We start from the raw sequence: 24,711 nt of genomic DNA, 5'->3' as shown, positions 1-24,711 counted from the left end.
CTGGAATTTCCATTACCCCATACCGAAAAAAAGGGTATAGGTATACTTTCCTGTTTAAAATATTGTTCGTATAGGATGCGAATAAGCTTCCTATATGAACAACATTACATATTAATAATTTAGAGGGTTTTAAAAAGAAAGAGGTGGTTTTTAAATGTATAATGATTCAATATATTTTCCTTATATAAATTATGATCAATACTTCGATCGTCAATTCCCTGGTCCTCAGATTCCAGGTATACCTGGAATGCCAGGTTTTCCGGGTGTACCAAGTTTTCCAGGACAGCAAAGCTCACAAGCTCCAACATCTCCCCCCCCATCATTTATTCCTCAACAATCAACAGCTTCACCATTTGCTGTTGATCCAGGAGCAATTTCATTATGTTTATTTCGAAATACTTATATATGGCTTAGTAATGGTGAACAATTTTGGTATTTCCCAATTTTTGTAGGACCAAGGTCTGTTGCTGGTTTTAGATGGAACGGTAGGTTTTGGGTTATTTTTGGAATTGATACGAGAAGGATTATTTCATTTACATGTTTTTAAAAATTATAGAGTAACGATAGAGGTTTAATTATATAAACAAAAGAGGTACTTGAATGAAAAAATTTCAATCATTTGATGGTACAATAACTATGATTAACGATTTTGTAACAGGGTCAAACGAAGATATAGGATGTAATAAATTAATGTCCGTAGATAATGGTTATGGGAATCTAATAAATTTTGTAGTGAAACCAAATACGTATTTTATCGACTATGCAACGGTAGTAGTAGGAGATAAAGTAACTGGGTTTTATGATGCCAACGCTCCTGCTCCTCTTATTTTCCCACCACAATTTCAAGCGATTGTTATGGCAAAATATACACCGCATCAAAATGTAAAAGTAGACTATTTTAATGAACAGTTGGAGAGTAGTGATGGAAAATTAAAATTAAATATTTCTCCTTCTACTCAAATTTTATTAACAAATGGTCAATTCTTTACAGGTAATCTTGTAAATCGAAATTTAATAGCTATTTATAGTTTTACAACAATGAGTATACCAGCTCAAACTAAACCATATAAAATCATTGTTTTGTGTCAAAAGTGATTTCTATTCTAAAGGGTCTCTCGGTTTATCAAACTACAATCCATTGTAGAATCAAAAATTTTAGCCATCTTATTGACCAGGATCATAGGCATGTCAAGAGACGTTTTGCTAAATCTGCAGGATTTCAAAATCTTCGTCATGCTTCACGTACGATAAAAGGTATCGAGACCATTCATGCCCTATATAAACAACGGCGAAGTCTTCAAAGAGACTCCGCCTTTTCAACGTACAATAGTATTCCTTTCTAAATATGAAGATATAAGTATCATAAATACATCAATATCATGAAGATACAGGAACCTAATATGTAATATTGTATATTAATAAATTCATATGAGTATATATAACATGAAAATCACTATAACGAACATGCAGGTTTCCTTTTTTATTTGTTATTTTTATCAGTAAAGTAGATCACATATCAGCTTCAGATACTTGTTTTATGATACAAGTAATCAAACAAAAGGAGGGCCATACAACATAATTACACCATTATTAACAGGGCACTCTTTTAAGTACAGGAGATTATTAGCAGGTGGAGAAAATGTTGAAGATGTACAGACAGATAAACATATTCCATATGAAAAAAATGAATTGCAGCAAACTCTAGAAAAGTACGATTCGAAGGAGTTTGGGTTATAAAAAGAAAATAGATAAATTGACAAGAGAAAAGCACTTTGTGTATATCACAGGTGTTTTTTATTTTCATTTTGATATAGGGCTTGAATTAAATTCCCATGTTTTTTTGCAGCCATTCAATAATGAATATGTACATATTCATTATTGAAATTAGTAATAATAAAATGTATTATTGAAAAGCACTATTTATAATTCAAGTAATCAAGGCTATGTATCCATGATAATTTGAACATTCAGAAATTATAATATTAATCATAAAAATGAGGTGAGGTTAATAGAAACAGTACATATTAAATGGTATGGATTGTATAGTTTAAATGATTTTTATAATAGAGAAGAAGCTTTTAAGAAGGGAATATTTGCAATCTCTAGAGTATATGCTAAGAATGAAACATTGATCTATATAGGAAAAACCAAAAGAAGCTTTATACAAAAGATAAGGGAACTTAATAAAGATTGGATTTTTGATGAAAGCGAATTAAAGATTACATTAGGAATAATAGAGTTTCCTAGTGGTGAAAGTTACTCTGAAAAAAAGGTAAAAGAGATAAAATCCCTTTTGATTTTACGACATACCCCAGTAGAAAACAACACATCTTTATTGTACCATAGAGGGCAGTTTAATTTGAAAATTATAAATAAGGGAAGAAGGGGCTTAATTGTTAAAAAGATTTCTACAGGAGATCTAATGTGGACGTAATTGGAATCACCTTTGAATAAAATTGAAGGTTTCTTACGAACAGATGCTTATCAATTTTTAATGTATTAAAATATTTTTGAATAACATATGTCAGATGCTTGAAACAACACAAATTTTATTATGATATGAAATCTTGTATGGGAATTGTAATTCATTTCCATTGTTTAATGAAAATATTAAGAATTATAAGGATAATGCATAAAGATTAGAAGAGAAAATAAACTCGGAGGTTTAAAAAATGGGACAAGGAAGCAGGTTTCAAGAAAAACAGCAAAATCGTCGTAAAAAGGTGATTTTTAATATTGCATTTACTTTGGTATTAGTGACAGTTGGTATAGTGACATACCAGTTGTTTTCCCCTTCTGATACATCAAAGAAAGCAATTGCTCAAGAAAAGAAAGCAACAAAGATAGAAGAGAAGAAACATAAAGAGAAAGAAGCAGCGCAGTTAGAAGAGAAGAAACGTGAAGTGAAAGAAGCAGCGCAGTTAGAAGAGAAGGAACGTGAGGAGAGAGAAGCAGCACTGTTAGAAGAGAAGAAACGTGAAGAGAGAGAAGCAGTACTGTTAGAAGAGAAACAAAAAGCAGAAAAATCGGTAAAAACGAGCGAAAATGAAAATAAAGAGGGAGAAAAAACGGCATCTCAAGAAAAGGGTTCTCAAACTAATCCTTCTTGGAAGCCAATTGGTACAGAGCAAGGAGCAAAACCTGCAATGCAATTTAAAGAAGGAACAGTAGATTGGAATGAGATGAAAAAAGCAATTTCTTATGCTGTTGATGCTCCAGAGGGTCAATTGATTTTTGATTTTATTGGAAATAATGGTGAAAATAAAGCCTACGGTAATGTACGAGATAAGCAAAGTAATAAAAAATATAAGGTTGATATTGATTGGGTAGAGAATCAGGGCTGGAAACCAGTATCTGTTCAAGTAGTAAAATAAACTTGGTTCTATATGATGTTTGAATTATTTGACACCCCCACCCCTAAAGGGGCAAGCTGACTAACATCAGTGGTGTTCTTGCTACCAAAGGAGAAGTCCATTTCTGGTATCGCTGACGTGCAAGGTTGCGGTGTGTCATCACCACTCTCACGACAGACCGTATAGGTTCGGGAGCTACGGTACTATCACCATACCGTACAGGTTCGTGTTCAGATGTTTAGCGTCTTGTTCTTGACGACACATATCATTTTACCGGTAGCATGAATTCGGCGTCATCTCAAACAAATGAAAAACTCATGGAGAGTGGACGAAACATACATAAAAATAAAAGGACAATGGATGTATTTATATCGTGCCGTTGATTCTGAAGGAAACACGATTGACTTTTATTTGAGTAAATCTAGAAATCATAAGGCTGCAAAGCGCTTTTTCAAGAAAGCTTTGCAGTCTTTTCATGTTTCAAAGCCTCGTGTTATAACAGTCGATAAGAATCCTGCTTATCCAATTGCTATCGAACAGTTGGAGGAAGAAAAAGGATACCAATGGGCACCAAAATCCGAAGGATAAAATATTTAAAAAACATAGTAGAACAAGATCATCGTTTTATTAAAAAACGTATACGCTCTATGTTGAGTGGTGTTGAAGCCATGCATATGGTCAAAAAAGAACAAATTGATTTGCAGGACCAGTCTGTCCAAAATCAGAATATTTTTATCAACCAGGTGTTTGGATTAACTGCTTAACAGGTGATTCCGTTAGGAATCCTTGATTCTTTTTTATTTATCATCTTTTTGCACCAGAACCATAAAAATTCAGCATAAGTACTTATATTCAGGCCAAAATAATTGTTTACTTATGAAATAACTATGTGATTTTTCGGTTTTTTTTGTTGTGATACATTTATTTGATAATAATATACTTTAAAAAGTTTACTTGAAGAAAAGAGCTTTGAAGGGGACTTAATAAATGGGGAAGGAGCCAATTTTGTAGATTTAGGTGATCATTTTTTCGTATTCATCACTTCACGTTCTTTGAGGAGGGAGTCTTCTTGGCTAAAATGATAAAGAAGAAAAGTAAAGTAAAATGATCGTGGAGAATGAGAAAGTGCTAAGCGAATAATACTTCTTCATAATGATTAAAGAATGGATGTTAATATATACCGTTTTAAAGATATGAATCATTACATTAAAATCCTCTTAAAAAGAATGTATGATGGAAATGTAATACAAACAGCAAGGGGGAACTTAAAATGAATTTAAATAAATTAATAGTTAGTTGTGGAGTAATTTCAGCATTAACATTTGGCGTGTTAGGTAATAATGCTTATGCTGAAGAGGTACAAAAATCAAATGATGCAATCAATGTAATTGAACATGTTCCTACAGACCTATTATTAACTCAAACACTGGATTATACTGGAGAGGCTGTAACTTCTTTTGTATATAAGGGGAGTACAGATTTAAGCTTTTTTATAAAAAATAATGGTCAAAATAAAATGGGATATAGCGTAAAAGGTCCAAATAAGGAGCCCATCGTTGGTGGTTATATAAAACCGGGTGAACAAAAAATTAATGTTACAAATGTGCGGAATGCTTTATCTCCATTACCGGTGGGAACATATAAAATTTACGTTTCAAATGATGATGGATCTACAGGACAATTCAAAGTTGCGGTAAACTCTTTGGATTAAATTTTTAAAAGCTGTTTTATAAAAAAACTACACCCTCCTCTAATTTTTAGGGCGCATCTAACCGTTGGAGGTGTAGTTAATCGTTTGATATTAAGTGGGTAAGGCTGCTTTTTATTGAATAAAATGGGCATTTCAAAGAAGTGGATTTAATTTTCGCTTACTAGGAGAGACTATAACGATTCGAGAATTATCCATAAAAGAAAAAACGAGCACTCTTATTCATAGCGAAAGGGTGCTCGTTTTCCTACTAATACACAGAAGGAGATATGCTTCCAACCACTTATAAATACGATAGAGAGAGGAGAGGAGAGGAAATAAAATGAATATAGTGAACTTACGTCCTAAACAGCGTTCTAAGTATCGTATTATGCTAGGAACATGGTATTACTCTACAAAGAGGTACATCCAGTGGTTAGCAGACGGAAAAACATACGCAAAAACTTTACAACAAGAAAAGTTACCCTGTACAGCGATTCAGCACCGAACGATACTACTTCGTAAGCTCAAGGATGTAGATATGTGGTATCAACAGAATAAAGTTGTTAATTTAAAGATTGCCATTAAACAGCTAGATGGTATCGTCATTAGACCGGGAGAAACATTCTCTTACTGGCGTTTAATAGGTAAGCCTACTAGGAGAAAAGGGTATGTAGAAGGTATGATACTACACTATGGATCTTTTCAAGCAGGCATTGGAGGAGGGCTTTGTCAGCTTTCAAATTTAATATATTGGATGACCTTACATACACCACTGACAGTAACAGAGCGATATCGTCATAGCTTTGATGTCTTTCCTGATTCCAAGCGGACCCAGCCGTTTGGAAGCGGAGCGACTTGTTCCTATAACTATTTGGACTTACAAATTAAAAATGAAACGGACCAATCGTATCAACTTCACCTTTATATCACAGATAAACATTTAGTTGGTGAATGGAGAACAGCCTATCCGCAGCTTTATCAATATGAAGTTTATGAAAAAGAACACTCAATCCAATCTGCATACTGGGGTGGTTATATACGACATAATGTTATTCAACGTAGAGTATATAGCCAACAGAAACAGTTTGTAGAAGATCAATATGTAACGGAGAATCACGCTATAATGATGTACGAACCATTATTAGCTTATAATAACGAGGAAAGTGGAGATTAATATAGCACACCAGTAGTTTATCCGGTTCTGGTGCAAAAAATAATGTCATTGTGTACACTGAAATTATGCATAAAAAGTACGTCACTCTTTCCCGTTAATATAAAAGAAAAGTAACGTGCTTTTAACTTTAAAAATAGCCTAAATGCTTAAGTTGATGGCGATGTGGCGGTAGCCCTTATAGGCAAAACAAACTAATTTAATACAAACAATAGGGATCAATATCTTGAACTGCTAGGACACTTTTATTCTATAAGGGGCACGGCAAAGATTACTGCTTTTTGGGACCACCCGTCATTTTAAGTTAACAGAACTGGAATTCCGTTAACTTTTTGAGGTGATTTTAACAACAATTGTTTACAGAACACATATAAACGGTGATAAAAATAAGGTTAAGGAACATATTTAAAGGGCTTCTCTTTACATATTTCAACTCTATATACTTTTAAATCACGGTTTTATCATATCGTCTTAAAGGTTTTTATAAATGGCCCGAAAAAGAAAGAATTGTTGCCGAGGGACTCATCCGAACGATTCAGCGATTTCATGCACGTTACCAAACGGATCTACGAAAGCAGCATATCGCCCTTGAGTAGGTTTATCATGCAAAAATTGAATACCCTTTTCCTTCAGTTCCTTATAAGTTTGCTCAACAGATACGACCTCAAACACCAAAACTGTTCTAGCCTCGTTTGAATAATCTCCAATTTCTTTGGTCTTTTCACACTTAAAAGCTATAAGCTGACAGCCGTCAAGGGCAAATACAAGCTTATTTTCTTGCTCTAACAATGTTTTTAAACCCAGCAATTCAGAATAAAACCATCTCGCCTTTGTCATGTCATTGACGAAAATCATTATATGTCCTAGTCTCATAAGTCTATGCCGCCCCTTCACTTTTTTAAGGATACCATTTTTTATGGTTCATGCAGAATCTTTGCTAATGATTATTTGAAGTATTCGCGAATTGATTAACATATCTTGCCCGTTAGTTTAATAAATAGCGAAAAGGGAAATACGAAGATAAAATTAGACCGTTCCTTTTATAGAAACGGCTGTACAAATGTCATGTGCTGGAGGTCGATTCAAATGGCATAAGATGTTTTCTCTAAAAGGTATGAACAAGAAATTTTACAATTATAAGTAAAAATAGCATGCAACTCATTAATAGGGTAGGTGAATTTTGTAAATTTTAAACAAAATCGTTATCTGGATAATTACAGTAATATGATGATTTATAAGTGCAAGGGGATTTTTGTGTGTATGAAAAGTTTGAAAATGTTTTTTGATGTATTACTAGTTAGGAAGACTTGAATCTGGAAATAAAACTTGATATTCCGGGATTAACCGAAGATCAGTAGTTGAGGTTGTAAAGTGTATATAATTTTTTTCTAATTTATCTAGTGTTGCCAGGTGATGAGTACCTAAGTCATGCTGGATGCTATGTTTAGAAAGAGTAGGGCCAATTTGTAATTTTCGCTTTTTCATAGCTTTATTCCATGGGCTGTAAAAGAATTTTAAAACGAAAGCAGGATACATGTAAACGATAAATAGATGAGGTGACCAATGCCGCCCTGCCCAATAGTTACCATACAAATAATTGTGTAGTAATCTACCACCGTAGTAAGGGGCAGGTGGATTAGGGTGGAGTATTATCCCATGATAACGCTGTTTGACAAGGGGAATTCCGTATCTTGGATTGGTATAACCGTGAGTAGGATCATCCACCATCAGAATAGTCCTAATGGCATACATGTTTTGCCCTAAAGTAGCAAGAGATGAAAAAAATGCTTCCTTATCAAAACAGCAAAGAAATTCACTTGTATCCTCCATTCGTTTTTCTTTGACACTTTAATATATGAAAACAGGCGATGAATATGCCTCAATAATTCTTTATAAAAGCGTTATTTGAATAGCAAATAAAAGGAGCATACATATAAGTATGCTCTTATGAAAGCGTAGATTTGTATGACCGGATGGTCAACATACAATAAAATATGCTTGGTCGATTTAAGTGTGTGACAAATCCGCAAAACACTATTTTAGTAGAAAAGATATATAGATATGTTCTGGGAGCAGGAGAAAAGTTAAACATTGATTGGGTAGCATTGTGTTTTTATTAACGAATTTGTGCAACTGTTAACGCTGCAGCGCGAATGTCTACTGTACCAATTACTTCAACGGGTACAATTTGAATTAGATCACCAGGGTTTAAGTTAATAAGAATGACACCGCTGGACACATCTACCTCACCAGTGCCAATAATATTAGAACGGACTGCGGTTCCTGAACCTGGAATAATGTTGGTTGGTGAATTTAGTGTCAAGAAAAAGCGTGCTGCTTCTGGTGCAACAGGAGAGTTATCAAGGCTTATTGTTAATGTATAACTGATTTGATAAATACCCGCTATTTGAATTCTGATACCGGTTCCAACACTAATTGTATCATTTATTACAGGAACAGTAAGATTTGGGTTTGGGCTTGTACTAGGTAATAGTAGTGGCGTAAATAATGTTGCAAATTGAGGTGCAGTAGCATTAAAGGCAAAACCAAGGGCAGGTAGTGTACTAGCTGCTTGTGCTTCACAATTAAAGTTAGAAAATCTATGACTAGATGAGAACATTTTTTCACTCCTTTCTGTAATCCAGATAACGTGAGTAACGATCTCACGTGATAGACAAGCATAATACAATATATGAAAGGTTATAGTGAAAAGTGCGAAAGGTGTTCTTTGGACTGAGATTTCTAATGTAAAAGAGTGTATAACACCGTATGTGATTTTGGCAGTGTGAAGAAATTCAACAGCTCATAAACGATTCAGAACGAAGACTATCTAATTTAAAACGGGTCCGAAATGGCTTTTTGAGAATTGACAGTGATGAGTATCGTGATGGCGTTAATAAACAAATAGTCATTTTGGACCAAGTAGTTATGAGATTGAATTGGATTATTAGGGGTTCTGTTGCAAACATTTTTTGAAGATATAAAGAAGTAAAGAGATTCTTAACGGAATCCGCTTTTATGCTAGAATACCGAATAGTTGATGAATGAGGTTCACTTGATTTTGGACAGACTTCTCTTTAGAGGTTTGTCCTTTTTTCATCATATGCATGGCTTCAATCCCAGCAATGATCCATTTGGCAGTCCGAAAGGACTTTAAACTTAACGTAGTACGTATGCGTTTCTTGATAAAGCGGTGATCCTGTTCCACAATGTTATTTAAATACCGAATTTGCCTCAACTTCACACCTATCGGCATGCTTTTTTCTTAATGTAATGCTTTCATAGCAACAGGATATGCTGAGTTCTTATCGACTGTAATCACTCGAGGTGTTACGGAATGACAGGAAGCCAAGGCTTTCTTCAAGAAGCGCTTGGCTGATTTAGCATTTCTATGCTTGCTCAGATAAAAATCGATGGTATTTCCTTCAGAATCCACAGCACGATACAGGTACATCCATTTCCCTTTGACTTTTACATATGTCTCATCGACTCTCCAAGAATCATTGGTTTTCTTTAAATAGCGTCGAACTCGTTTGTCTAACTCAGGGCTATATTGATGTACCCATCGCATGATGGTAGTGTGAGCAATGGACAGACCTCGCTCCTCCATCATTTCCACTAAATCACGAAAAGTAAGATTGTACCGTAGGTACCATCTTACTGTTAGCAAAATAATATCAGGCTAATAGTGCTTCCATTTGAACGAGTTTTGCTTATTCACACTGAACACCATCCCTTTTCTAGATTGATAGTATCAGTATGTCCAAGTTTAAGAGATTTTTTGCACCAGAACCGCTTAAACTGTACCGGAGGTACCATCTAACTGCTAATAGAATAATCTCCGGTTCATAATGCTTCCATTTAAAATCCACTGGTTTTTTCATTGTCGTACACGTCCTTTATTTATGAATATTTTCAGTGTACACAATGACAGTATTTTTTGCACCAGAACCTCAATACTCTCTTCGGTTTCATTGTATAACAGTAGATTCCTAACAAAATCTATTGCCCTTTTTTCAAATTTGATTATATTTGCACCAGAACCTAAAGGTTTATGTATAAAACTATTTTATGAAACTAGATAACGTGATAAAATTCTAGTTGCTGTGTATCTAATCATAAAAAGTAAGTTTATTTGTTAATGAGTTTTGTAATATTTTTGTAATCTTTATATTTTGGAAATAGTTCATACTTTTTAGAGGGAATGAAATTAATAGGTTTTTATAGTAAAAGTATTTGCAGAATTTTTAGATGAATATAGGGGGTGACTGCGAATGCCCGAACCATCAAAGAAAAATAGTCGCTATATGGTTGGATTGGACAGTCTAAGGGGCCTAGCCATACTAGGTGTTATTTTGTATCATATCAATTTTAATTGGATGCCCGGTGGATTTTTAGGTGTCACTGTATTTTTTGTACTTTCCGGTTATTTAATTACAGATATTCTGGCTATAGAATGGAAGAATAATAAGAGAATTGATTTGAAGAAATTCTGGCTCAGTAGGGCAAGAAGATTACTTCCTGGAATGCTTATCATGCTCATTGTCACCTTAGCATGGATTACAATTTTTCATAGTTCTTTACTTGTAAAAATGCGAGGAGACTCACTAGCTGCTTTATTATATTTTAGTAATTGGTGGTATATTTATCATAAATTATCTTATTTTGATAGCTTTAGTCAGCTTTCCCCGCTAAATCACTTTTGGTCGTTAGCTGTTGAGGAACAATTTTATGTGGTCTGGCCATTTGTCATTAGTTTGGGGTTTTATTACATAAAAAAACAATCACGCATGATCTTATTTATTTGTCTAGGAGCGATTGCTTCCGCTTTAGCAATGGCAATCCTATATGAGCCAGGCACTGACCCGAGTAGAATTTATTACGGTACTGATACACGGGCTTTTTCTTTACTAATTGGAGCGGCACTTGCCTTAATTTGGCCAAGCAGTAGGCTTGCGAGTAAAATTATTCCGCAAGCACGTCTTATTCTTGATATCATTGGTGGAGTTGCTCTTATCATCATTCTCACTATGTTTTGGAAGACGAATCAATATGAGCCGTTTCTATACCGTGGGGGAATGGTTCTTTTATCAATTGCTACTGCCTTGTTAGTCGCTAACCTCGCTCATCCGGCTAGCAGAATCGCACAATTTTTGAGATTTAGACCACTGCGTTGGATGGGGGTACGATCATATGGGATATATCTTTGGCATTATCCGATTATTACATTGACGACTCCGAAGGTAAATACTGGGGAGTTTTCGTTTACAAGAGCCATTCTTCAATTTCTTCTTATTATAATTGTTGCACAAATTTCGTGGAAGTTTATTGAAAATCCAATCCGAAAAGGCGCATTGAAGAATATTCGGATTAAGAACTTGAAAATAAGAAACTTAACTTTAAGTTGTAAGTTAGTTTTAATATGTGCAGTATTCATTTCTTCGATAGCTACTTTTGGATTAACAACAGCTAGTAAAGAAAAGGAGAATACTCAAAAAGATAAGGTGGAAGCAGTGCAAGAAGAACAGGCTAAACATCCAGTTGCAGTTTGGGAAAAACCAGCCGATGAACCACCTCAGAATAAAGAAGAACAAAAAGAAGAGAATCCCGCACAGCCTAAAGATCCTCTAACAGTTACAGCTGTAGGGGACTCAATCATGATTGATATTACTCCGTATTTAAAAAATACTTTTCCTAATATTAGGATTGATGCGAAAATAGGACGGCAAATGTCACAGGCAATCCTTGCTGTGGAACAGCTAAAGAATGAGGGGAATTTAGGAAGTAATGTCATTATTGGATTAGGTACAAATGGAGCCTTTACCAAGGAGCAATTAGCATCATTGATAGAAGTAATCGGGAATGAACGTAAAATTATATTAATCAATACGAGGGTACCACGTCCGTGGGAATCGTTGGTGAATGAGAAGCTAAAAGAAGCAGCATCATCTTACAAAAATGTGGTGTTAGTTGATTGGTATTCAGCAAGTGCTGGAAATAAGGCGTACTTTGAACCAGATGGCGTACATTTAACGAAAATAGGTGCAGAAGCTTATGCTGCTCTTGTAGCAAAAGAAGTGAATCAATAGGGGGTACGGAAACGACTCTGGTGCAAAGATTTACAAACATAAACTTGACTCAAGGCATATGGCTTGAATTTAAATTAGCAATGCATGTATAGGAAAAGGTGAAGGGACATATTGGTCCCTTTACCTTTTTTATTTTTTATAAAAAGATTTCAAAACCCTTAGTTTTTGGAAATAAAGTAATTCCCACTTCAAGCTTTGCTAAGTGGCGAGTAGTTCACGTAGGTTGGTTTTGAATAAAAAGAAGTCCTCTTATTTTAAACTTGTACTTGTTGTACTTGTAAAACTTTTAAAGAGGGAAGCCCTGCAGAGGATGCAGGGCAGTACTAAGATCATCGAGTTGTCGATTCTATAAGAACTTCTTGGAATGTACAAAGTGTAACACATAATTCATACAAACTTTATATATAGATGTTACGAAATTATGAACAAAGGGGAATGGAAAATGAATAAAGATGAATTGAATTTGGGTAGTTTCGGTCAAAAGTTAATAATCACTGGGCTAGCGAGATTAGTTGAAGAAAAAGGCTATACGCCTCATGAAGCTTTCGATTGTTGGAAACGATTAAAAGAAATACGTTCTATGCTCTTTTAGAAATCCCAAAAGAGTCGAGAGAAAACACAAAACCCTAGCAGGGGAGCTAGGGCAGGGGAAGGGATATTAAGAATTGTTGATTCAATAAATAACGAATGACTTCTTCGAATGAGCTTAGTGTAACACAGGAACTCATGTATATGTGTTACGGAATTATGAACAATAGGACAAGTCTTCGCTTGTTGATATATTCAGGAATCTAATGGTACCCCCACCTAGCAAATGGGTTCCTGGATATTCCGATGTGCGAAACATCAAAACAAAATAAAAAACCGCCCTACCCCTAGGACGGTTTGGAGAAAATACATGTAATTACGCTAATTACATTATATCAAATGTTTTCTCCTAAGAACAAGGAGGAGTTAGAATATGACAGACTTTTTACCTAAACAAGTGGCTCATGCGGTTGAAGAATTAAAAAAGATGTCTGAGAACAGGACAAGCTTAAAAAGTTAGATATTGATTATGTAATTACAGTTTTAACAGGTCAAGCGTATGGAAGAATGCCATTCTAGGTGGGAAATAAACTATGAGTCTTTACGACTTAACAAATAACTATAACGAATTACAAATGATGATTGAGGATGGTGTAGGTCCATCAGCATTAGAAGGTAGATTACAAGCTATTGAAGAAAGCATTCAAGATAAAGCGCAAAACCTTGCTCTACTGATTCGCAACCTTGAAGCAGATACAGAAGCTATCAAATGAGAAGAAAAGCGATTAGCAGAACGTAGGAGAGCGGTAGAAAACAATTGTAAGAGCTTAAAAGATTACCTCTATCAGAAAATGACTTTATTAGAAGTAAAGCGTATCAAAGGAACAATCGTAACAGTTGGTATTCAGAAGAACCCAGCAAGCTTAGATATCGCACTAGATGCTGTAGTTCCACCGGAATACATGGTTCCACAACCAGCAAAGGTTGATAAGAAATCATTACTTGCAGCTGTTAAAGAGGAAATGCAGTGGGATGGAATTACATTACGTCAGAGTGAAGGCGTGAGAATAGGATGAGTGATAAAACACTTTTCCAACAATTATACGACATAAATGTGAATGACAAATTAGAGAAAAAGGCTAACTTATCATATCTCACTTGGGCATGTGCGTGGGCTGAAGTTAAGAAGATAGATCCCAATGTCTCTGCCGAAATTCATGAATTTCCATTACCAAATGTGGAAGGGATAAAGGTTCCATATTTACAAACACCAACTGGTTATTTTGTTAAAGTGAGCGTGACTATTAAAGGACAAACCGAAAGAGGTACACGTATCGCCCAAGGTGTCATAGCGCCAGTGAAAACAGCGAGTTTTGTTGAAGTGGACGGCCAAAGAGGAGAAAACGGATTCGGATCTATAGGAGTGAAGTAAGACCGAATTTAAATTTTGTTAAGAAAAGAGGAATGAGAGATGAAATACAAACATGGATTAAACCAATATCGAATTAATCATGTAAGAGACTACGCAAGGTATACGGCAGAAATGGTCGCTAAGATAGAAATGCTGTTTCACTTGTCACAGGAAGGACATATTGAAGAAGAAAAAGCAGAGAATGGCATTTCGAATTTGACGAAAGAAATCGAACGAAGCTCAAAAGAATTACTGAACTATATAGAACAACGTGATGACATGCGGTAACAAAACTGAATAAAAGCGTTATTTAATAAAAAAGCAGTTAGCCTTCGCTAGCTGCTCCACTGTTCTCGTTATGTAATTTAGATGAAGATACTAGCTACTAGAAATATAGCTCCTATCAAAATTAGAGATTCAAATAAAATCAAAAATTGGTTTTTCTTTGGCTTTTTTAATTCTTTAATTAAGCCCAATACTGCACTTATACCGAAAACAATATATAGGCAGATTATTATGGTTTCTGACATTTTTAACACTCCTAATATATAGATATTCCCATTATATATCAAAAGCTAAATATATGTAAGATTTTAACAAAATCCTTATTTAAATAAAAGAAACCCCGATTGTCTGCGGGGCTCCTAAGGGTAATCGTCAAGTAATGACGTACTCGACTAATTAACGATATCATGAATTTTTTGGTAAAAATACTGGTAAATGTGTCCTAATGAATGAGGGTATCATTTAGAACAAAAACGCTAGTTTAATAAGTAAATAAAAGAGAGCACATTTGAGTATGTGCTCTTGGATAAGGGGTGCTGAATTTTAATTTATTGATTCTCTTTCATCGGAGGTATCAAATTTATCGATTAATTTAAAGATAGCCTCTAGAAGAACCGTAGATAAAATAGCAAAAATCAATACAGCATGAGGTGTTAATTTCACAGTTGTAAAATTAAGATTAGCTAGCCAAAAATATCCGACATACATCGTCAGGAAGGTACTAACAATTGAAATTGTAAACCCTAAGAAACCTAATTCTTTTAGCTTTTCCTCAGATAATTTGAATACTCGTAATACTAAAGAGAAGATGATTCCTACTATGAAAAATCCAATACATAATGTCAATAGTGATATTATACTTGGATATTCAACGTCATCAGGCATCCATTGTTTTATTCCTACAATTATAGCTGTAGGGAGCACAATAGGTATTAATAGTGGTGATACTATTAGAAAAATTTCCAATAGTCTACTGATGTTGTTTGTTCCATTGTTGTTTTGATTATTCATAAATCCTCCAAAAAATAATATAAAGATCAATATTCTAGAGGATTTTAACACAAAAGTGTTAGTAAGACTATGGCTAAAAATAAGGATGGTTTTAAACAAAAAATTCATTTTGTATGTATTTGAAACACGAAAAGAGCACTTAATAAAGTGCTCTCGTTACGAGTTCATTCACTTAAAAGAAAGGATACACCAAATCATACGGGATTTTTCAAAATGTGCTTGGATAAATTAATTAGTATTTGTAAAAAAGCAGCTAGCAAAAGCTAACTGCTCGGCTGGTTCTCCAAGGGGGAAAGGAGAAAGGTTAGGGACTTCATTAAATGAGTTCTGGCTATCGCCTATCTATATTATTGACGGAATATTGAGTTTTATTCAGGGGAGGAAGAGGAAAATGAACAATTCTAGACTGTCCCAACTTGGTTTTGGTCTGCAACATCAGAATCGTATGTGTTTGTTGCACTAACACCGCTAAAGGTATTGGCAACAAAAGCAACATTGGATGATCCTGAACCATTATAAGCCTTCGTATTTTCCTTTGGAGAAACGTTGTAAAAATCGCCTAAGTTGAAAGAACCGTTACTATTTTGTACAACCAGATTTCCAACAACAGATGGCATAGTTTTCACCTGCTTTATTAAGAAGTATTTAAATTATTATATGGTGTATGCGTCTAGAGGTTCATCTGGATCTGAAAATTTTGAAATGAAGTTTGTTAGAAAACATAACAAAATAATCCTTTTACGAAAAAAGGTCCTGTTGTCTCCAACAGAACCTTTCCTAAAATGGCAAAGAGTAACTCTTACCTTACTCTTTGTTCATATATTACAGGATTGTTAACGAAAATCCAAGGCTCCTTATATTGAGAAATAAAGAAGAATCATTCTAAAGAATCTTATCTTTGTCATAAATAAAAGAGCAGTTAGCAAAAACTAACTGCTCATCTCCAAGGGGGAACAAGGAGAAAAATCTAATGTCATCTACAGTATTGACGGAATATTGAGTTTTATTCAGGGGATTTACTAATTATGTAGGTTACATGAGAAGCCCTATTAACATCCAGGCTGCCCCGATTAGAATTAAAGTTTCGAATGTAATCCAAAACTTTCTTTTTTCTGGTTTTTGAAATTCTTTAATTACAGAAAATATGGCACTTATTCCTACAAGAGTGAAAAGAGCAATTCGGATTGTTTCAGTCATTTGCATCACCACCTAAGATTTTAATAGTTTAATTATATAATAATTACCATTTTGTAGAAACTTAATAAAATAATCCTTTGAATAGAAAGTGAGGAATAACAATGGGACTAGGAAACCGTGGAATGGCATATGAAATGCTTATTAATCTAGCGCATGAAATGTATCAAAGAGGGGGAGTGGCGCTTATAAACAAGCGTCCAACTCCTGTGAAGGTGTTAAAAAGTAAAGGCGGCCGTGTATTAAATGGATTCTATGAAGCTAAAAGTACAGTGGACTATGATGGCGTTTATAAGGGACGAGCTAGTGCGTTTGAAGCGAAGTCCACAGAGAATGCTACACGATTTGATTTAAAGAACATTGTGCAGCATCAGTTGGATTACCTGGAGAAAGCAGAGAAGATGGGAGCGGTTTGTTTCTTCCTTATTGAATTTAGCAAGGACAAGTCAGTATTCGTGGTACCACTATCAGCGATTCGATGTTATATAAGAATGTCACAGCAACCAAAAGGTAAGAAGTCTATACCGAGAGCAGACTTTGATATTTATGGATACTTAGTGGATCAGACAGAACGAGCGCCAGTTGATTACTTGCAATACATCGATGAACAACAAGAAACGTAAATTGCTAAAGGCTTAATGGATAGCGGAACAACTTGCAATAGTGTGGTGGGGCTATGTTAATGCGCGATGTTCTCTTATTCAGTAGTTAGATAGTAAAATTTCACGTATCTGATGTGAATGTAAAAACCAAAATTTGAAATAGGGGGACTCCGACTTGGAGAGACAATTGATTTTGTTACCGGATATCGATGATAAGAAAGTACAGAAGGAAGTAGTAAGCGTATTAAAGGAATACAGAGCACTCAAGATGCGATTCAGCAATGACGTGGAGCAAGAAGGAATCAGTTTGTTTCCAGAGATACGAAATTCAAGAAGAATAAGCGAATTAAAGGTAAAACAGATGGAGAAGACTTTGGAGCATATCTTAGATAAGGAAGAAAGAGACATTATTACAATGAAGTTCTTAACGAATGAAAGAGTAAAAGATTCAGATGTTTATCATGACCTACTACTCAAGAAGACTTACTTCTATGAGAAGAAGCAAAGTGCAGTGAAACTGATTGCTACAGCATTAGGGATTATCTAAAAAACGCGAACAAAAGGCGAACTTTTTTGGGGACTAAATAAAATGCCAGAAATTATAAGCTATTCCTATAAACAGTTCTTTGAAAAGAGAATACGTTTTGGGGATAGCGTTCCCATTATAATAACGTTACTCGGTGACGCGGAGGCTAGAGGGGATAAGAGCTTCCCGAAATTATTTATATTTTACTTCTTATTGATTGTATAAGCGTTCCACCTTTCGTTTGTAGGCTCATAGGTAGTAAAACCACGCCTGTCATGTGGATTTCTTGATTTCTATGTTAAAACTAGATCGGCACCAATTGGATATGATGGTTTGATTGAATGAACTGCATGTCATAAAAGAAGGAAAGTCTAAATTATATTAGTAATTGCTACCGACAATTACCGATATAAGTCAGGCTGTTCTTCTTAAACGATTAACCGAGCAGAGAGCTTCCGCTCTTTGTTTGAGCCAATACAGCTGAACATTCCCCTCAGTTTTATGTGTTGGTTCAAACAAGGCGTAGGAAGAAACATATGCGTCTGGATATAAATCTTTTATAATTCGACATTGGCGAAAATGACATTAAGTAGCCGACTCTACGGAGTATAAACGAGAAGACTGAGAGTATCTAGAATAGCAGAGGCTTGAAGAGATACTTATTGCCATTTGTTCTCTCTCTTCCCCTTCAGGAGCTGTCACTTCGGTGATGGCTTTTTGTTTTGTAGGATATTCTTCTTTTCTGTCGAATAGATAGATTGGGAGAGGTGGGGAATAAGTAAATGAAAAAATTTATAATAAGCATAGAAGCAGTCGATGGTAAACAACACGAATTTGAAATTGAGTATAAAAAGACAGTAACAGTTGCTGCTATAGAAAATTCTATACAAGCAAGAGAAGCTAGATTCTTCAGATTTGGAGATCGTATGGTTAATTTGGACAATGTATTCTCTTTAGTGGTAAAAGAGAAGAAGGATTAAATACAAAAAAAGCATCCAAAACGGGTGCTTTTTTCTTTGTTATATAGAAATTACACATTAACCATTAAGCATATTAGGGAATATCGAGCATAGAATGATATTGACCCACGATATCATCAAGTTTATTGCTGCGTTTTAGTGTTACCTCTATGTTCACGAAAGGGCACCTGGATAAGGTGCCCTTTTTGATGAACTATTTTGATAAAGAAATCATATAGTATAGTGTAGGACAAGTTAACCGCTTATATCCTATTCAATGCTCATCGAGAAGTTCATTCACATATTTTAGCATCTACTGACGTGGGTGCTCTTTTTTATTGAGCAAAATGTACATTTAAATAGAAGGTTAATGGTGGGTGTAACATTAGAGGAATTAGAAAAGTGTTTTAATGAAGCTGTAAATGAAGAAGCAGAGTATGTAGCTGTTCAGATTGAAATGGATGGATTTCCTAGCGATGAAGTAATTATTAACGACAAACATAACATTGATTCTAAACTAGCTTATTATAAGAAAACGTACAATGAAGATTTAGAACATAGATACAATCCAGGAATTTGTATTGTAGGTTTTGCGTATGGTTATTAGTTCTCAGGAATCCTACGTGAATTAGGATTGTTGGCGAAGTAGTGATTAAACCAATAGCAATTATCGTAGGCGCTGCCGTCTTGTTTGTTGTTAAGGGGATGATAAGGGGTGAGGGGAATGTGGGGTCCAACAAGTTTTAAGGATGTTTTAGAGATTATTTGGTACTACAAGTGGGAGTTTTTCAAAGCACTACTTCCTATAGGGATTCCAGTATTTTCACTTGGATTAGGAACGGGTTGGCTGGTTCTGGTGCAAAAAATCTATAAAACTTGGACATACTGATATTACTACTCTAGAAAAGGTGTGTGATCAGTATGAAAAAGGAAAATTTGTTCAAATGGAAGCATTATCAGCCTGATATAATTTTGTTAACGGTAAGATGGTACCTACGGTATAACCTCAGTTTTCGTGATTTGGTGGAAATGATGAAGGAACGGGGCTTATCTATTTCTCATACCACGATTATGCGTTGGGTTCATCAGTATGGCCCGGAATTAGACAAACGAATTCGTCGTCACCTTAAGCAAACCAATGACTCTTGGAGAGTTGATGAAACATATATATAAGTTAAAGGGCAATGGATGTACCTGTACCGTGCTGTTGATTCGAAAGGAAACACAATCGATTTTTGTCTAAGCAAAACAAGAGACCGAAAGGCTGCAAAGCGCTTTTTCAAGAAAGCTTTGCGGTCTTTTCATGTATCAAAGCCACGTGTGATAACAGTCGATAAGAATCCGGCTTATCCAATAGAAATTGAACTGTTGAAAAAAGAAAAAAGCATACCTGATGGTATGCAACTTAGACAACAAAAGTACTTGAATAATATAGTAGAACAAGATCATCGCTTTATAAAGAAGCGTATCCGTTCTATGCTAGGGCTCAAATCTTTTGACACAGCTATATCCATTCTTTCTGGAGTATAAGCCATGCATATGATTAAAAAAGAACAGATTAATTTACGGAACCAGTCTATCCAAAATCAGAAAGAATTCGTCCATCAATTGTTTGGACTTGTAGCATAAGATACGATTCCGTTAGGAATATATATGCTTTATTCTCTTTTACTTTATTTTTGCACCAGAACCTAAAAGAATCAATGGGAAAATCAGAACTATTTGAGAAAGAAAAAATAAAAAAAAGAAGTGACTGTTTTGACAGAATTGAGAGAGTCATAATGGTACATCAAAACTTCATGAAGAGAAGAAGTGCACCTATTATCATATAGAATTTGTTGTGAAAGATGAAAGAAACAAGCATGCAATAATGATGAAGTATGGCATTATATATATTTCTTATTATTCGATAGGATGATGTTATCTGCATTACTAATATTGATAGATGGTGACCCCTACTAGCAAGCTAAGGTTTTGAAGTACCCCCTAAATGAAAACTTTCTTTCTCTACAGGTAGATATTTTGAGAAAACAGCTCATTTTTTTGTTTTGGGGTGCTTACTTTTCTTAAGTTGATGGGCATGGGGATAGTCCTTCTTGGCACAATCTCGTTTGTCAGTCTTCTTGGTACTCTTCAGCTAAGTGAGATGGATATGATGAAATAGGAGGACCAATTTTAAAGTAGGATAAGCTAGTTTTTGAAATCGGTATACAGTTCTTTAATAGATACAGTTTTTGTAACATGTCTTTATCTATTGGGTGAAGCATGCGATCTGTCATAATGAAATAATTGTGATGATAGATAAATACTTTCCCTTCAGGTAGAATCGTGTAATTAGATAATTTCGGGTAAATAGGTGGTCCATCTGAAAATTCATCTAAACTACGTTGCGAAACTTTAATAATTTCTTGAGCTGAAAATTTAAACTTGCGAAATGCTGTAGTGTTAATAAATGGACGTTTTTGATTATTTTCTATATAAAATAATTCTCCTTTTTCATTTTTTACAACACGTAAATTTGGAATGGGTTCTGTAAGAGATATAGGTGGTCCTTCTGTGTATTTGTAAATAAATGGTTCAGGTATTGGGACAATTTGATTTTGATTATATTTGAAGTAAGAAAGCATTTCTTTTGATATGGGCCTACGTTTATAATTATCAACTAAAAATACGTCACCTTGTGAATTTCTAAGCAATATACCATTTAAATCTTTAGATGGGAGGTTGGCATATAGATTTTGGAAGGAAAAAGGTGTTTTGAAAGTAATATCGAGCACTTTGTTAATAGGATAGAAAGGTTGGAATGTATTTAGACGTTTCCAAAACATTGCATCTCCGTTAAACCAATATAGAGGATCGGTCTCCCAATAATTACTGTATTTTTGATAAACCATTAATAAAATTCTTCTTGTATGCATAACTGAACAGTGATCCACAACATTTGCAGCTGTATATAAAATTTCCGAGGCTTTTCTTACATATTCATGAGTAGGTTGTAGATTATAATCAACACATTTTACGTGCTGAGAAGAATACACCACATCTATTTCAGGATTTTTTTGTAAGAAAGATAACATTTCAGCTAATCTATTTGGAACGTACATAGTATCATCGGTTAAATAGCAAATATAATCTCCGCATGTTAATGGAAGCGCCTCATTAATGAGCGTTGCATATCTTGTGGTTTTATATCTTTCATTACCTTGTATAAAACTATTCTTATAATAAATTCGAGGGTCATCTAAATACTTTTTTATGATATTTATAGTATCTGGATAAGAGTTATCATCCATAATAAAAAGTTCCCATTCTTTAAAAGTTTGCATCTGAACACTTTCAATAACTTGATTAATTAAAGAAGGTTTATTATAGCTAGTGAGGATAATTGAAATTAGGGGTTTCAAAGTTGTCACCTCTTGTGAGAATTTTGGATAGCTTAATATTTTCAGGTGAATATTAATTGAATCTTTGGAGTTAGTTGTTTCTAACTATTGATATTTTCTTTTTTGTACTTAAATAGTTTATTACTTGTTCATAGATATGGTATAGACTATAGCGGATTATAAAAAAGATGCATGGGCAAATAAAATAGCTACTTTATCATTTTATTACATATATAAATCTTTTTTAAAATTATCGGAACGGTTCGTCCTTTCTCTTTATATAATAACGTAACTATTTTTTATTTAATGATAAGGAGGAGAGTAATATTTGCCTAAAATTACAGTTATTATGACGAGTTATAATAAGCCCACATTTGTAGAAAAATCGATATTAAGTGTATTAAACCAAACTTTCCAAGATTTTGAACTTTTTATTATGGATGATGATTCTAACGAACTGACTCAGAAAGTGATTCAACCATTCATAAACAAGAAAAATGTACACTTTTATAAAAGTAATGTAGCCCATATTTCTGAACGAACAAAAAAAGTCAGATATGCTGCTTTAATTAACGAGGCACTTAAACATGCAAAAGGGGAGTATATTACTTATATTACAGATGATAATCAATACGAAAAAGAGCGACTTAAAATGATGTCTAGTTATCTTGATGAGAATAAAGATGTTCAAATTGTATATTCTGCATCAAAAACGATCCATCTAGATGAATCAGATTTACCTATCAAAACTGTTGAAAGGCCTGCAAAAAAAGTCACTAATAATGCGCCATGCGCAATTGATCATTGTTCTATAATGCATAGAGCATCTGTTTTGCCGATTCTTGAAAAAAGGTGGAGTACTTACTGGGATGAAGATCCTCAGTTTTATCGTATAGGAGATGCACGCTTTTTTTGGAGATTAAATCATTATTGGGATTTTTATCCTTTAGATGAAATTTTAGATATCAATTATATTACTTCACATTCAATACATGCGCAGTTATTTGCGGAAGAAAAAAATGAATTTGTACAATTATTACCATCACAAAGAACATGTAAAGAATTAAGAGAAGACTTAAGAAAAAAAAGAGGGTGAAATATTGAGTGACATCTATTTGAAAAATTACTGGTTATTAAATCTAGAATATATAAATGTTTTTTCTGAATTAAAGCATTATAATGTTCCTTTACCATTACTGAGTAATTTCTATCAATATTTGGACGAAGATGTAAAAAATAAAATGAAAGAAAAAGATTTTTATAAACAACTGTCAATTGAACCTATAGAGGAAACACAGTTGCAGTTAGAGTTTGAAAAAAGAATGTCTTCATTTCAATCAAAGATAAAAAGAATAAATCAAAATGGAGTGATTCTCCTGAATTCAGATTATCTCCGTTTTTCAGTAAGTAATTTTACTCACTTTAATCCAAATCATACAAAGATATTAACTAGATCAAAAAAGACAGAACTTTATGGTCTTCCTACAATTTGTGCACCAGATTATATAAATAAAGCCCCTAATACTGCACATGTTTTCATCGAAAAGGCTAAAAAAATCTATTCAAAGTTTAATAAACATCCACTATTTTCAAACATGTTTTTTCAAAAAAAATTACTCAGCGACCTCCCTATTATGATTGAGAAACTTAATATGGCATATTTCATATTTAAAGAACAAGTTATTTCTGGTGTGATTGTTGGCACAACGGAGGATATAGCAAGCAGAGCTCTTACTTTTCTATCTAAAAGTGAAGGGATACCGAGTTATTGTCTTCAGCATGGTGCGATAATGGGTGAAGAAGCATACTTTCCAGTTTTCGCTACAAAACAGGTTGTATATGGAAGATATGAACGAGATTGGTACCTTCAAAAAGGGGTCAGTGAATCTCAAATTGAGATTATAGGGCATCCCAGATATGATGATATCTTCGATAGGGTATATATGGATAAAAAGAATCTTTTTAAACAATTAAAAATAGACCCCTCTACAAAAGTGGTTTTTATTGCAACCCAGCCATTTAAAACTTCATTTTATATAGAATTGACAGAAAAATTAGTTAAAGACAAAAATATCACAGTTATTATAAAGCCTCATCCTTGGGAAAAAGGGCGTAACTTAGTGGGAGAATATGTTCGGTTAAGTAACGTATATCCTAATGTTAAATATATAACAAATGAAGTGAACATGTATGATGTTATTTTACATGCGAATCTTGTGGTTATTTCTAATTCAACAGTAGGGTTAGAGGCAATGTTATTAGATATACCTGTAGTTGTTTATAAATCGTTATTAGAGGATAGAGATTATAAGTATTATGATAAATTAGATTGGCTTGTAAATCACTCTATTGAAGATATGGTGAGCACGATTGAAAAGGTCCTAAACGATTCTTTGCAGTCAAGTCTAGCAAAAGAATTAAGACAACAATTTATTAGTGAGAATTATCCACAAGAAGTAAGCACCAAAAAGTTGCAAGGCTTAATTCAAAGCGCACAAGGATAAACATT

The 24,711-nt window shown here is 34.2% G+C and carries 23 protein-coding genes and 8 pseudogenes; 23 read left to right on the top strand and 8 right to left on the bottom strand.

Annotated features, from left to right (window positions below; all coding sequences use genetic code 11):
* Positions 1-154 precede the first annotated feature (154 nt).
* The 9 genes and pseudogenes from BG05_RS01185 to BG05_RS01150 all read left to right on the top strand — a co-directional run bounded on the left by BG05_RS01185 (position 155) and on the right by BG05_RS01150 (position 6,217).
* A complete protein-coding gene (locus tag BG05_RS01185; protein ID WP_016127806.1) occupies positions 155-547 on the top strand; it encodes a hypothetical protein in 393 nt (130 codons plus the stop codon).
* 53 nt (positions 548-600) lie between these two features.
* Positions 601-1,095 carry a hypothetical protein gene (locus BG05_RS01180; protein WP_003193692.1) on the top strand — a complete coding sequence of 165 codons (495 nt, stop codon included), beginning with the start codon at positions 601-603 and terminating at the stop codon, positions 1,093-1,095.
* 23 nt (positions 1,096-1,118) lie between these two features.
* Positions 1,119-1,343: pseudogene (locus tag BG05_RS28965) on the top strand (DDE-type integrase/transposase/recombinase); the annotation flags it as partial.
* Between the two features lie 187 nt (positions 1,344-1,530).
* Positions 1,531-1,737, top strand: a complete 207-nt coding sequence (locus BG05_RS01175; RefSeq protein WP_002031994.1) for a hypothetical protein — start codon at positions 1,531-1,533, stop codon at positions 1,735-1,737.
* Positions 1,738-1,999: 262 nt separating this feature from the next.
* Positions 2,000-2,434, top strand: coding sequence for a hypothetical protein (locus BG05_RS01170; RefSeq protein WP_016127805.1), 435 nt, complete (start codon positions 2,000-2,002; stop codon positions 2,432-2,434).
* Positions 2,435-2,672: 238 nt separating this feature from the next.
* On the top strand, positions 2,673-3,374 hold the full coding sequence (locus tag BG05_RS01165; protein ID WP_016127804.1) for a YrrS family protein: 702 nt from the start codon (positions 2,673-2,675) through the stop codon (positions 3,372-3,374).
* Between the two features lie 264 nt (positions 3,375-3,638).
* Positions 3,639-4,117 (top strand): annotated as a pseudogene (locus BG05_RS01160) (IS6 family transposase); the annotation flags it as partial.
* Positions 4,118-4,623: 506 nt separating this feature from the next.
* Complete coding sequence (locus tag BG05_RS01155) at positions 4,624-5,064, top strand: hypothetical protein (RefSeq protein WP_003193012.1); 441 nt, start codon at positions 4,624-4,626, stop codon at positions 5,062-5,064.
* Between the two features lie 319 nt (positions 5,065-5,383).
* Positions 5,384-6,217 (top strand): VanW family protein, encoded by an 834-nt coding sequence (locus BG05_RS01150; RefSeq protein ID WP_002191572.1) that lies wholly within the window; start codon positions 5,384-5,386, stop codon positions 6,215-6,217.
* Between the two features lie 519 nt (positions 6,218-6,736).
* Here the strand turns inward: BG05_RS01150 and BG05_RS01145 are convergent.
* The 4 genes and pseudogenes from BG05_RS01145 to BG05_RS01130 all read right to left on the bottom strand — a co-directional run bounded on the left by BG05_RS01145 (position 6,737) and on the right by BG05_RS01130 (position 9,890).
* A complete protein-coding gene (locus BG05_RS01145; protein WP_033734432.1) occupies positions 6,737-7,087 on the bottom strand; it encodes a VOC family protein in 351 nt (116 codons plus the stop codon).
* A gap of 420 nt (positions 7,088-7,507) precedes the next feature.
* Positions 7,508-8,035: pseudogene (locus BG05_RS01140) on the bottom strand (glycosyltransferase family 2 protein); the annotation flags it as partial.
* Positions 8,036-8,330: 295 nt separating this feature from the next.
* Positions 8,331-8,834, bottom strand: coding sequence for an exosporium protein ExsF (gene exsF, locus BG05_RS01135; RefSeq protein WP_002187365.1), 504 nt, complete (start codon positions 8,832-8,834; stop codon positions 8,331-8,333).
* Between the two features lie 396 nt (positions 8,835-9,230).
* Positions 9,231-9,890, bottom strand: a pseudogene (locus tag BG05_RS01130) (IS6 family transposase).
* A 598-nt stretch (positions 9,891-10,488) separates the two neighbouring features.
* Here BG05_RS01130 and BG05_RS01125 point away from each other — a divergent pair.
* From BG05_RS01125 to BG05_RS01105, 6 genes and pseudogenes are all read left to right on the top strand, one after another.
* Positions 10,489-12,303, top strand: coding sequence for an acyltransferase family protein (locus tag BG05_RS01125; protein WP_016127799.1), 1,815 nt, complete (start codon positions 10,489-10,491; stop codon positions 12,301-12,303).
* A 442-nt stretch (positions 12,304-12,745) separates the two neighbouring features.
* Positions 12,746-12,933: pseudogene (locus tag BG05_RS30960) on the top strand (hypothetical protein).
* A 331-nt stretch (positions 12,934-13,264) separates the two neighbouring features.
* Positions 13,265-13,351, top strand: coding sequence for a hypothetical protein (locus BG05_RS32110; RefSeq protein ID WP_372421388.1), 87 nt, complete (start codon positions 13,265-13,267; stop codon positions 13,349-13,351).
* 73 nt (positions 13,352-13,424) lie between these two features.
* Positions 13,425-13,907 (top strand): annotated as a pseudogene (locus BG05_RS28955) (siphovirus Gp157 family protein).
* A 38-nt stretch (positions 13,908-13,945) separates the two neighbouring features.
* Positions 13,946-14,263, top strand: a complete 318-nt coding sequence (locus BG05_RS01110; protein WP_002187360.1) for a Sak single strand annealing protein — start codon at positions 13,946-13,948, stop codon at positions 14,261-14,263.
* A gap of 39 nt (positions 14,264-14,302) precedes the next feature.
* The gene (locus tag BG05_RS01105; RefSeq protein WP_002187359.1) at positions 14,303-14,530 is read left to right on the top strand and encodes a hypothetical protein; all 228 of its coding nucleotides are present in this window, start codon (positions 14,303-14,305) and stop codon (positions 14,528-14,530) included.
* Between the two features lie 540 nt (positions 14,531-15,070).
* Here BG05_RS01105 and BG05_RS01095 read toward each other — a convergent pair.
* From BG05_RS01095 to BG05_RS30955, 3 genes are all read right to left on the bottom strand, one after another.
* Positions 15,071-15,538, bottom strand: coding sequence for a hypothetical protein (locus tag BG05_RS01095; protein WP_016127797.1), 468 nt, complete (start codon positions 15,536-15,538; stop codon positions 15,071-15,073).
* 401 nt (positions 15,539-15,939) lie between these two features.
* Positions 15,940-16,155 carry a spore germination protein gene (locus BG05_RS01090; RefSeq protein WP_002161752.1) on the bottom strand — a complete coding sequence of 72 codons (216 nt, stop codon included), beginning with the start codon at positions 16,153-16,155 and terminating at the stop codon, positions 15,940-15,942.
* Between the two features lie 415 nt (positions 16,156-16,570).
* Positions 16,571-16,735, bottom strand: a complete 165-nt coding sequence (locus tag BG05_RS30955) for a hypothetical protein (protein ID WP_000140898.1) — start codon at positions 16,733-16,735, stop codon at positions 16,571-16,573.
* Between the two features lie 101 nt (positions 16,736-16,836).
* Between BG05_RS30955 and BG05_RS01080 the strand changes: the two are divergent.
* The 6 genes and pseudogenes from BG05_RS01080 to BG05_RS28950 all read left to right on the top strand — a co-directional run.
* Positions 16,837-17,340: pseudogene (locus BG05_RS01080) on the top strand (Holliday junction resolvase RecU); the annotation flags it as partial.
* Between the two features lie 169 nt (positions 17,341-17,509).
* A complete protein-coding gene (locus tag BG05_RS01075) occupies positions 17,510-17,881 on the top strand; it encodes an ArpU family phage packaging/lysis transcriptional regulator (RefSeq protein WP_003193045.1) in 372 nt (123 codons plus the stop codon).
* Positions 17,882-18,642: 761 nt separating this feature from the next.
* Positions 18,643-18,840: a hypothetical protein gene (locus BG05_RS01070; RefSeq protein WP_002069589.1), complete on the top strand. Its 198-nt coding sequence runs from the start codon at positions 18,643-18,645 to the stop codon at positions 18,838-18,840.
* 352 nt (positions 18,841-19,192) lie between these two features.
* Positions 19,193-19,426, top strand: coding sequence for a hypothetical protein (locus tag BG05_RS01065; RefSeq protein WP_003193048.1), 234 nt, complete (start codon positions 19,193-19,195; stop codon positions 19,424-19,426).
* Positions 19,427-19,543: 117 nt separating this feature from the next.
* Entirely contained in the window at positions 19,544-19,708 is a 165-nt protein-coding gene (locus BG05_RS30950) for a hypothetical protein (protein ID WP_003193050.1), read from the top strand.
* A gap of 32 nt (positions 19,709-19,740) precedes the next feature.
* A pseudogene (locus BG05_RS28950) lies at positions 19,741-20,448 on the top strand (IS6 family transposase).
* A 485-nt stretch (positions 20,449-20,933) separates the two neighbouring features.
* On the opposite strand, the gene BG05_RS01050 reads toward BG05_RS28950, so the two are convergent.
* Entirely contained in the window at positions 20,934-22,223 is a 1,290-nt protein-coding gene (locus BG05_RS01050; RefSeq protein ID WP_016127795.1) for a glycosyltransferase family A protein, read from the bottom strand.
* Between the two features lie 307 nt (positions 22,224-22,530).
* Between BG05_RS01050 and BG05_RS01045 the strand changes: the two genes are divergently transcribed.
* Both BG05_RS01045 and BG05_RS01040 read left to right on the top strand, forming a co-directional pair.
* Positions 22,531-23,298, top strand: coding sequence for a glycosyltransferase family 2 protein (locus BG05_RS01045; protein ID WP_016093944.1), 768 nt, complete (start codon positions 22,531-22,533; stop codon positions 23,296-23,298).
* A gap of 4 nt (positions 23,299-23,302) precedes the next feature.
* A complete protein-coding gene (locus BG05_RS01040; protein WP_003193057.1) occupies positions 23,303-24,706 on the top strand; it encodes a CDP-glycerol glycerophosphotransferase family protein in 1,404 nt (467 codons plus the stop codon).
* The last annotated feature ends 5 nt before the right edge of the window (positions 24,707-24,711 follow it).

The sequence above is a fragment of the Bacillus mycoides genome (assembly GCF_000832605.1).
Classification (GTDB): Bacteria; Bacillota; Bacilli; order Bacillales; family Bacillaceae_G; genus Bacillus_A; species Bacillus_A mycoides.
This window is presented reverse-complemented; position numbering and strand designations above follow the sequence as displayed.

Excerpts from the sequence above, each read along its gene's own strand:
- BG05_RS01125 (WP_016127799.1), top strand. The coding sequence starts at position 10,489 with ATGCCCGAACCATCAAAGAAAAATAGTCGCTATATGGTTGGATTGGAC.
- BG05_RS01145 (WP_033734432.1), bottom strand. The coding sequence starts at position 7,087 with ATGAGACTAGGACATATAATGATTTTCGTCAATGACATGACAAAGGCG.
- BG05_RS01090 (WP_002161752.1), bottom strand. The coding sequence starts at position 16,155 with ATGCCATCTGTTGTTGGAAATCTGGTTGTACAAAATAGTAACGGTTCT.
- BG05_RS01150 (WP_002191572.1), top strand. The coding sequence starts at position 5,384 with ATGAATATAGTGAACTTACGTCCTAAACAGCGTTCTAAGTATCGTATT.
- BG05_RS01165 (WP_016127804.1), top strand. The coding sequence starts at position 2,673 with ATGGGACAAGGAAGCAGGTTTCAAGAAAAACAGCAAAATCGTCGTAAA.
- BG05_RS01105 (WP_002187359.1), top strand. The coding sequence starts at position 14,303 with ATGAAATACAAACATGGATTAAACCAATATCGAATTAATCATGTAAGA.
- BG05_RS01070 (WP_002069589.1), top strand. The coding sequence starts at position 18,643 with ATGAAAAAATTTATAATAAGCATAGAAGCAGTCGATGGTAAACAACAC.
- BG05_RS30950 (WP_003193050.1), top strand. The coding sequence starts at position 19,544 with ATGTGGGGTCCAACAAGTTTTAAGGATGTTTTAGAGATTATTTGGTAC.
- BG05_RS01185 (WP_016127806.1), top strand. The coding sequence starts at position 155 with ATGTATAATGATTCAATATATTTTCCTTATATAAATTATGATCAATAC.
- BG05_RS01095 (WP_016127797.1), bottom strand. The coding sequence starts at position 15,538 with ATGAATAATCAAAACAACAATGGAACAAACAACATCAGTAGACTATTG.
- BG05_RS01155 (WP_003193012.1), top strand. The coding sequence starts at position 4,624 with ATGAATTTAAATAAATTAATAGTTAGTTGTGGAGTAATTTCAGCATTA.
- exsF (WP_002187365.1), bottom strand. The coding sequence starts at position 8,834 with ATGTTCTCATCTAGTCATAGATTTTCTAACTTTAATTGTGAAGCACAA.
- BG05_RS01180 (WP_003193692.1), top strand. The coding sequence starts at position 601 with ATGAAAAAATTTCAATCATTTGATGGTACAATAACTATGATTAACGAT.
- BG05_RS30955 (WP_000140898.1), bottom strand. The coding sequence starts at position 16,735 with ATGACTGAAACAATCCGAATTGCTCTTTTCACTCTTGTAGGAATAAGT.
- BG05_RS32110 (WP_372421388.1), top strand. The coding sequence starts at position 13,265 with ATGACAGACTTTTTACCTAAACAAGTGGCTCATGCGGTTGAAGAATTA.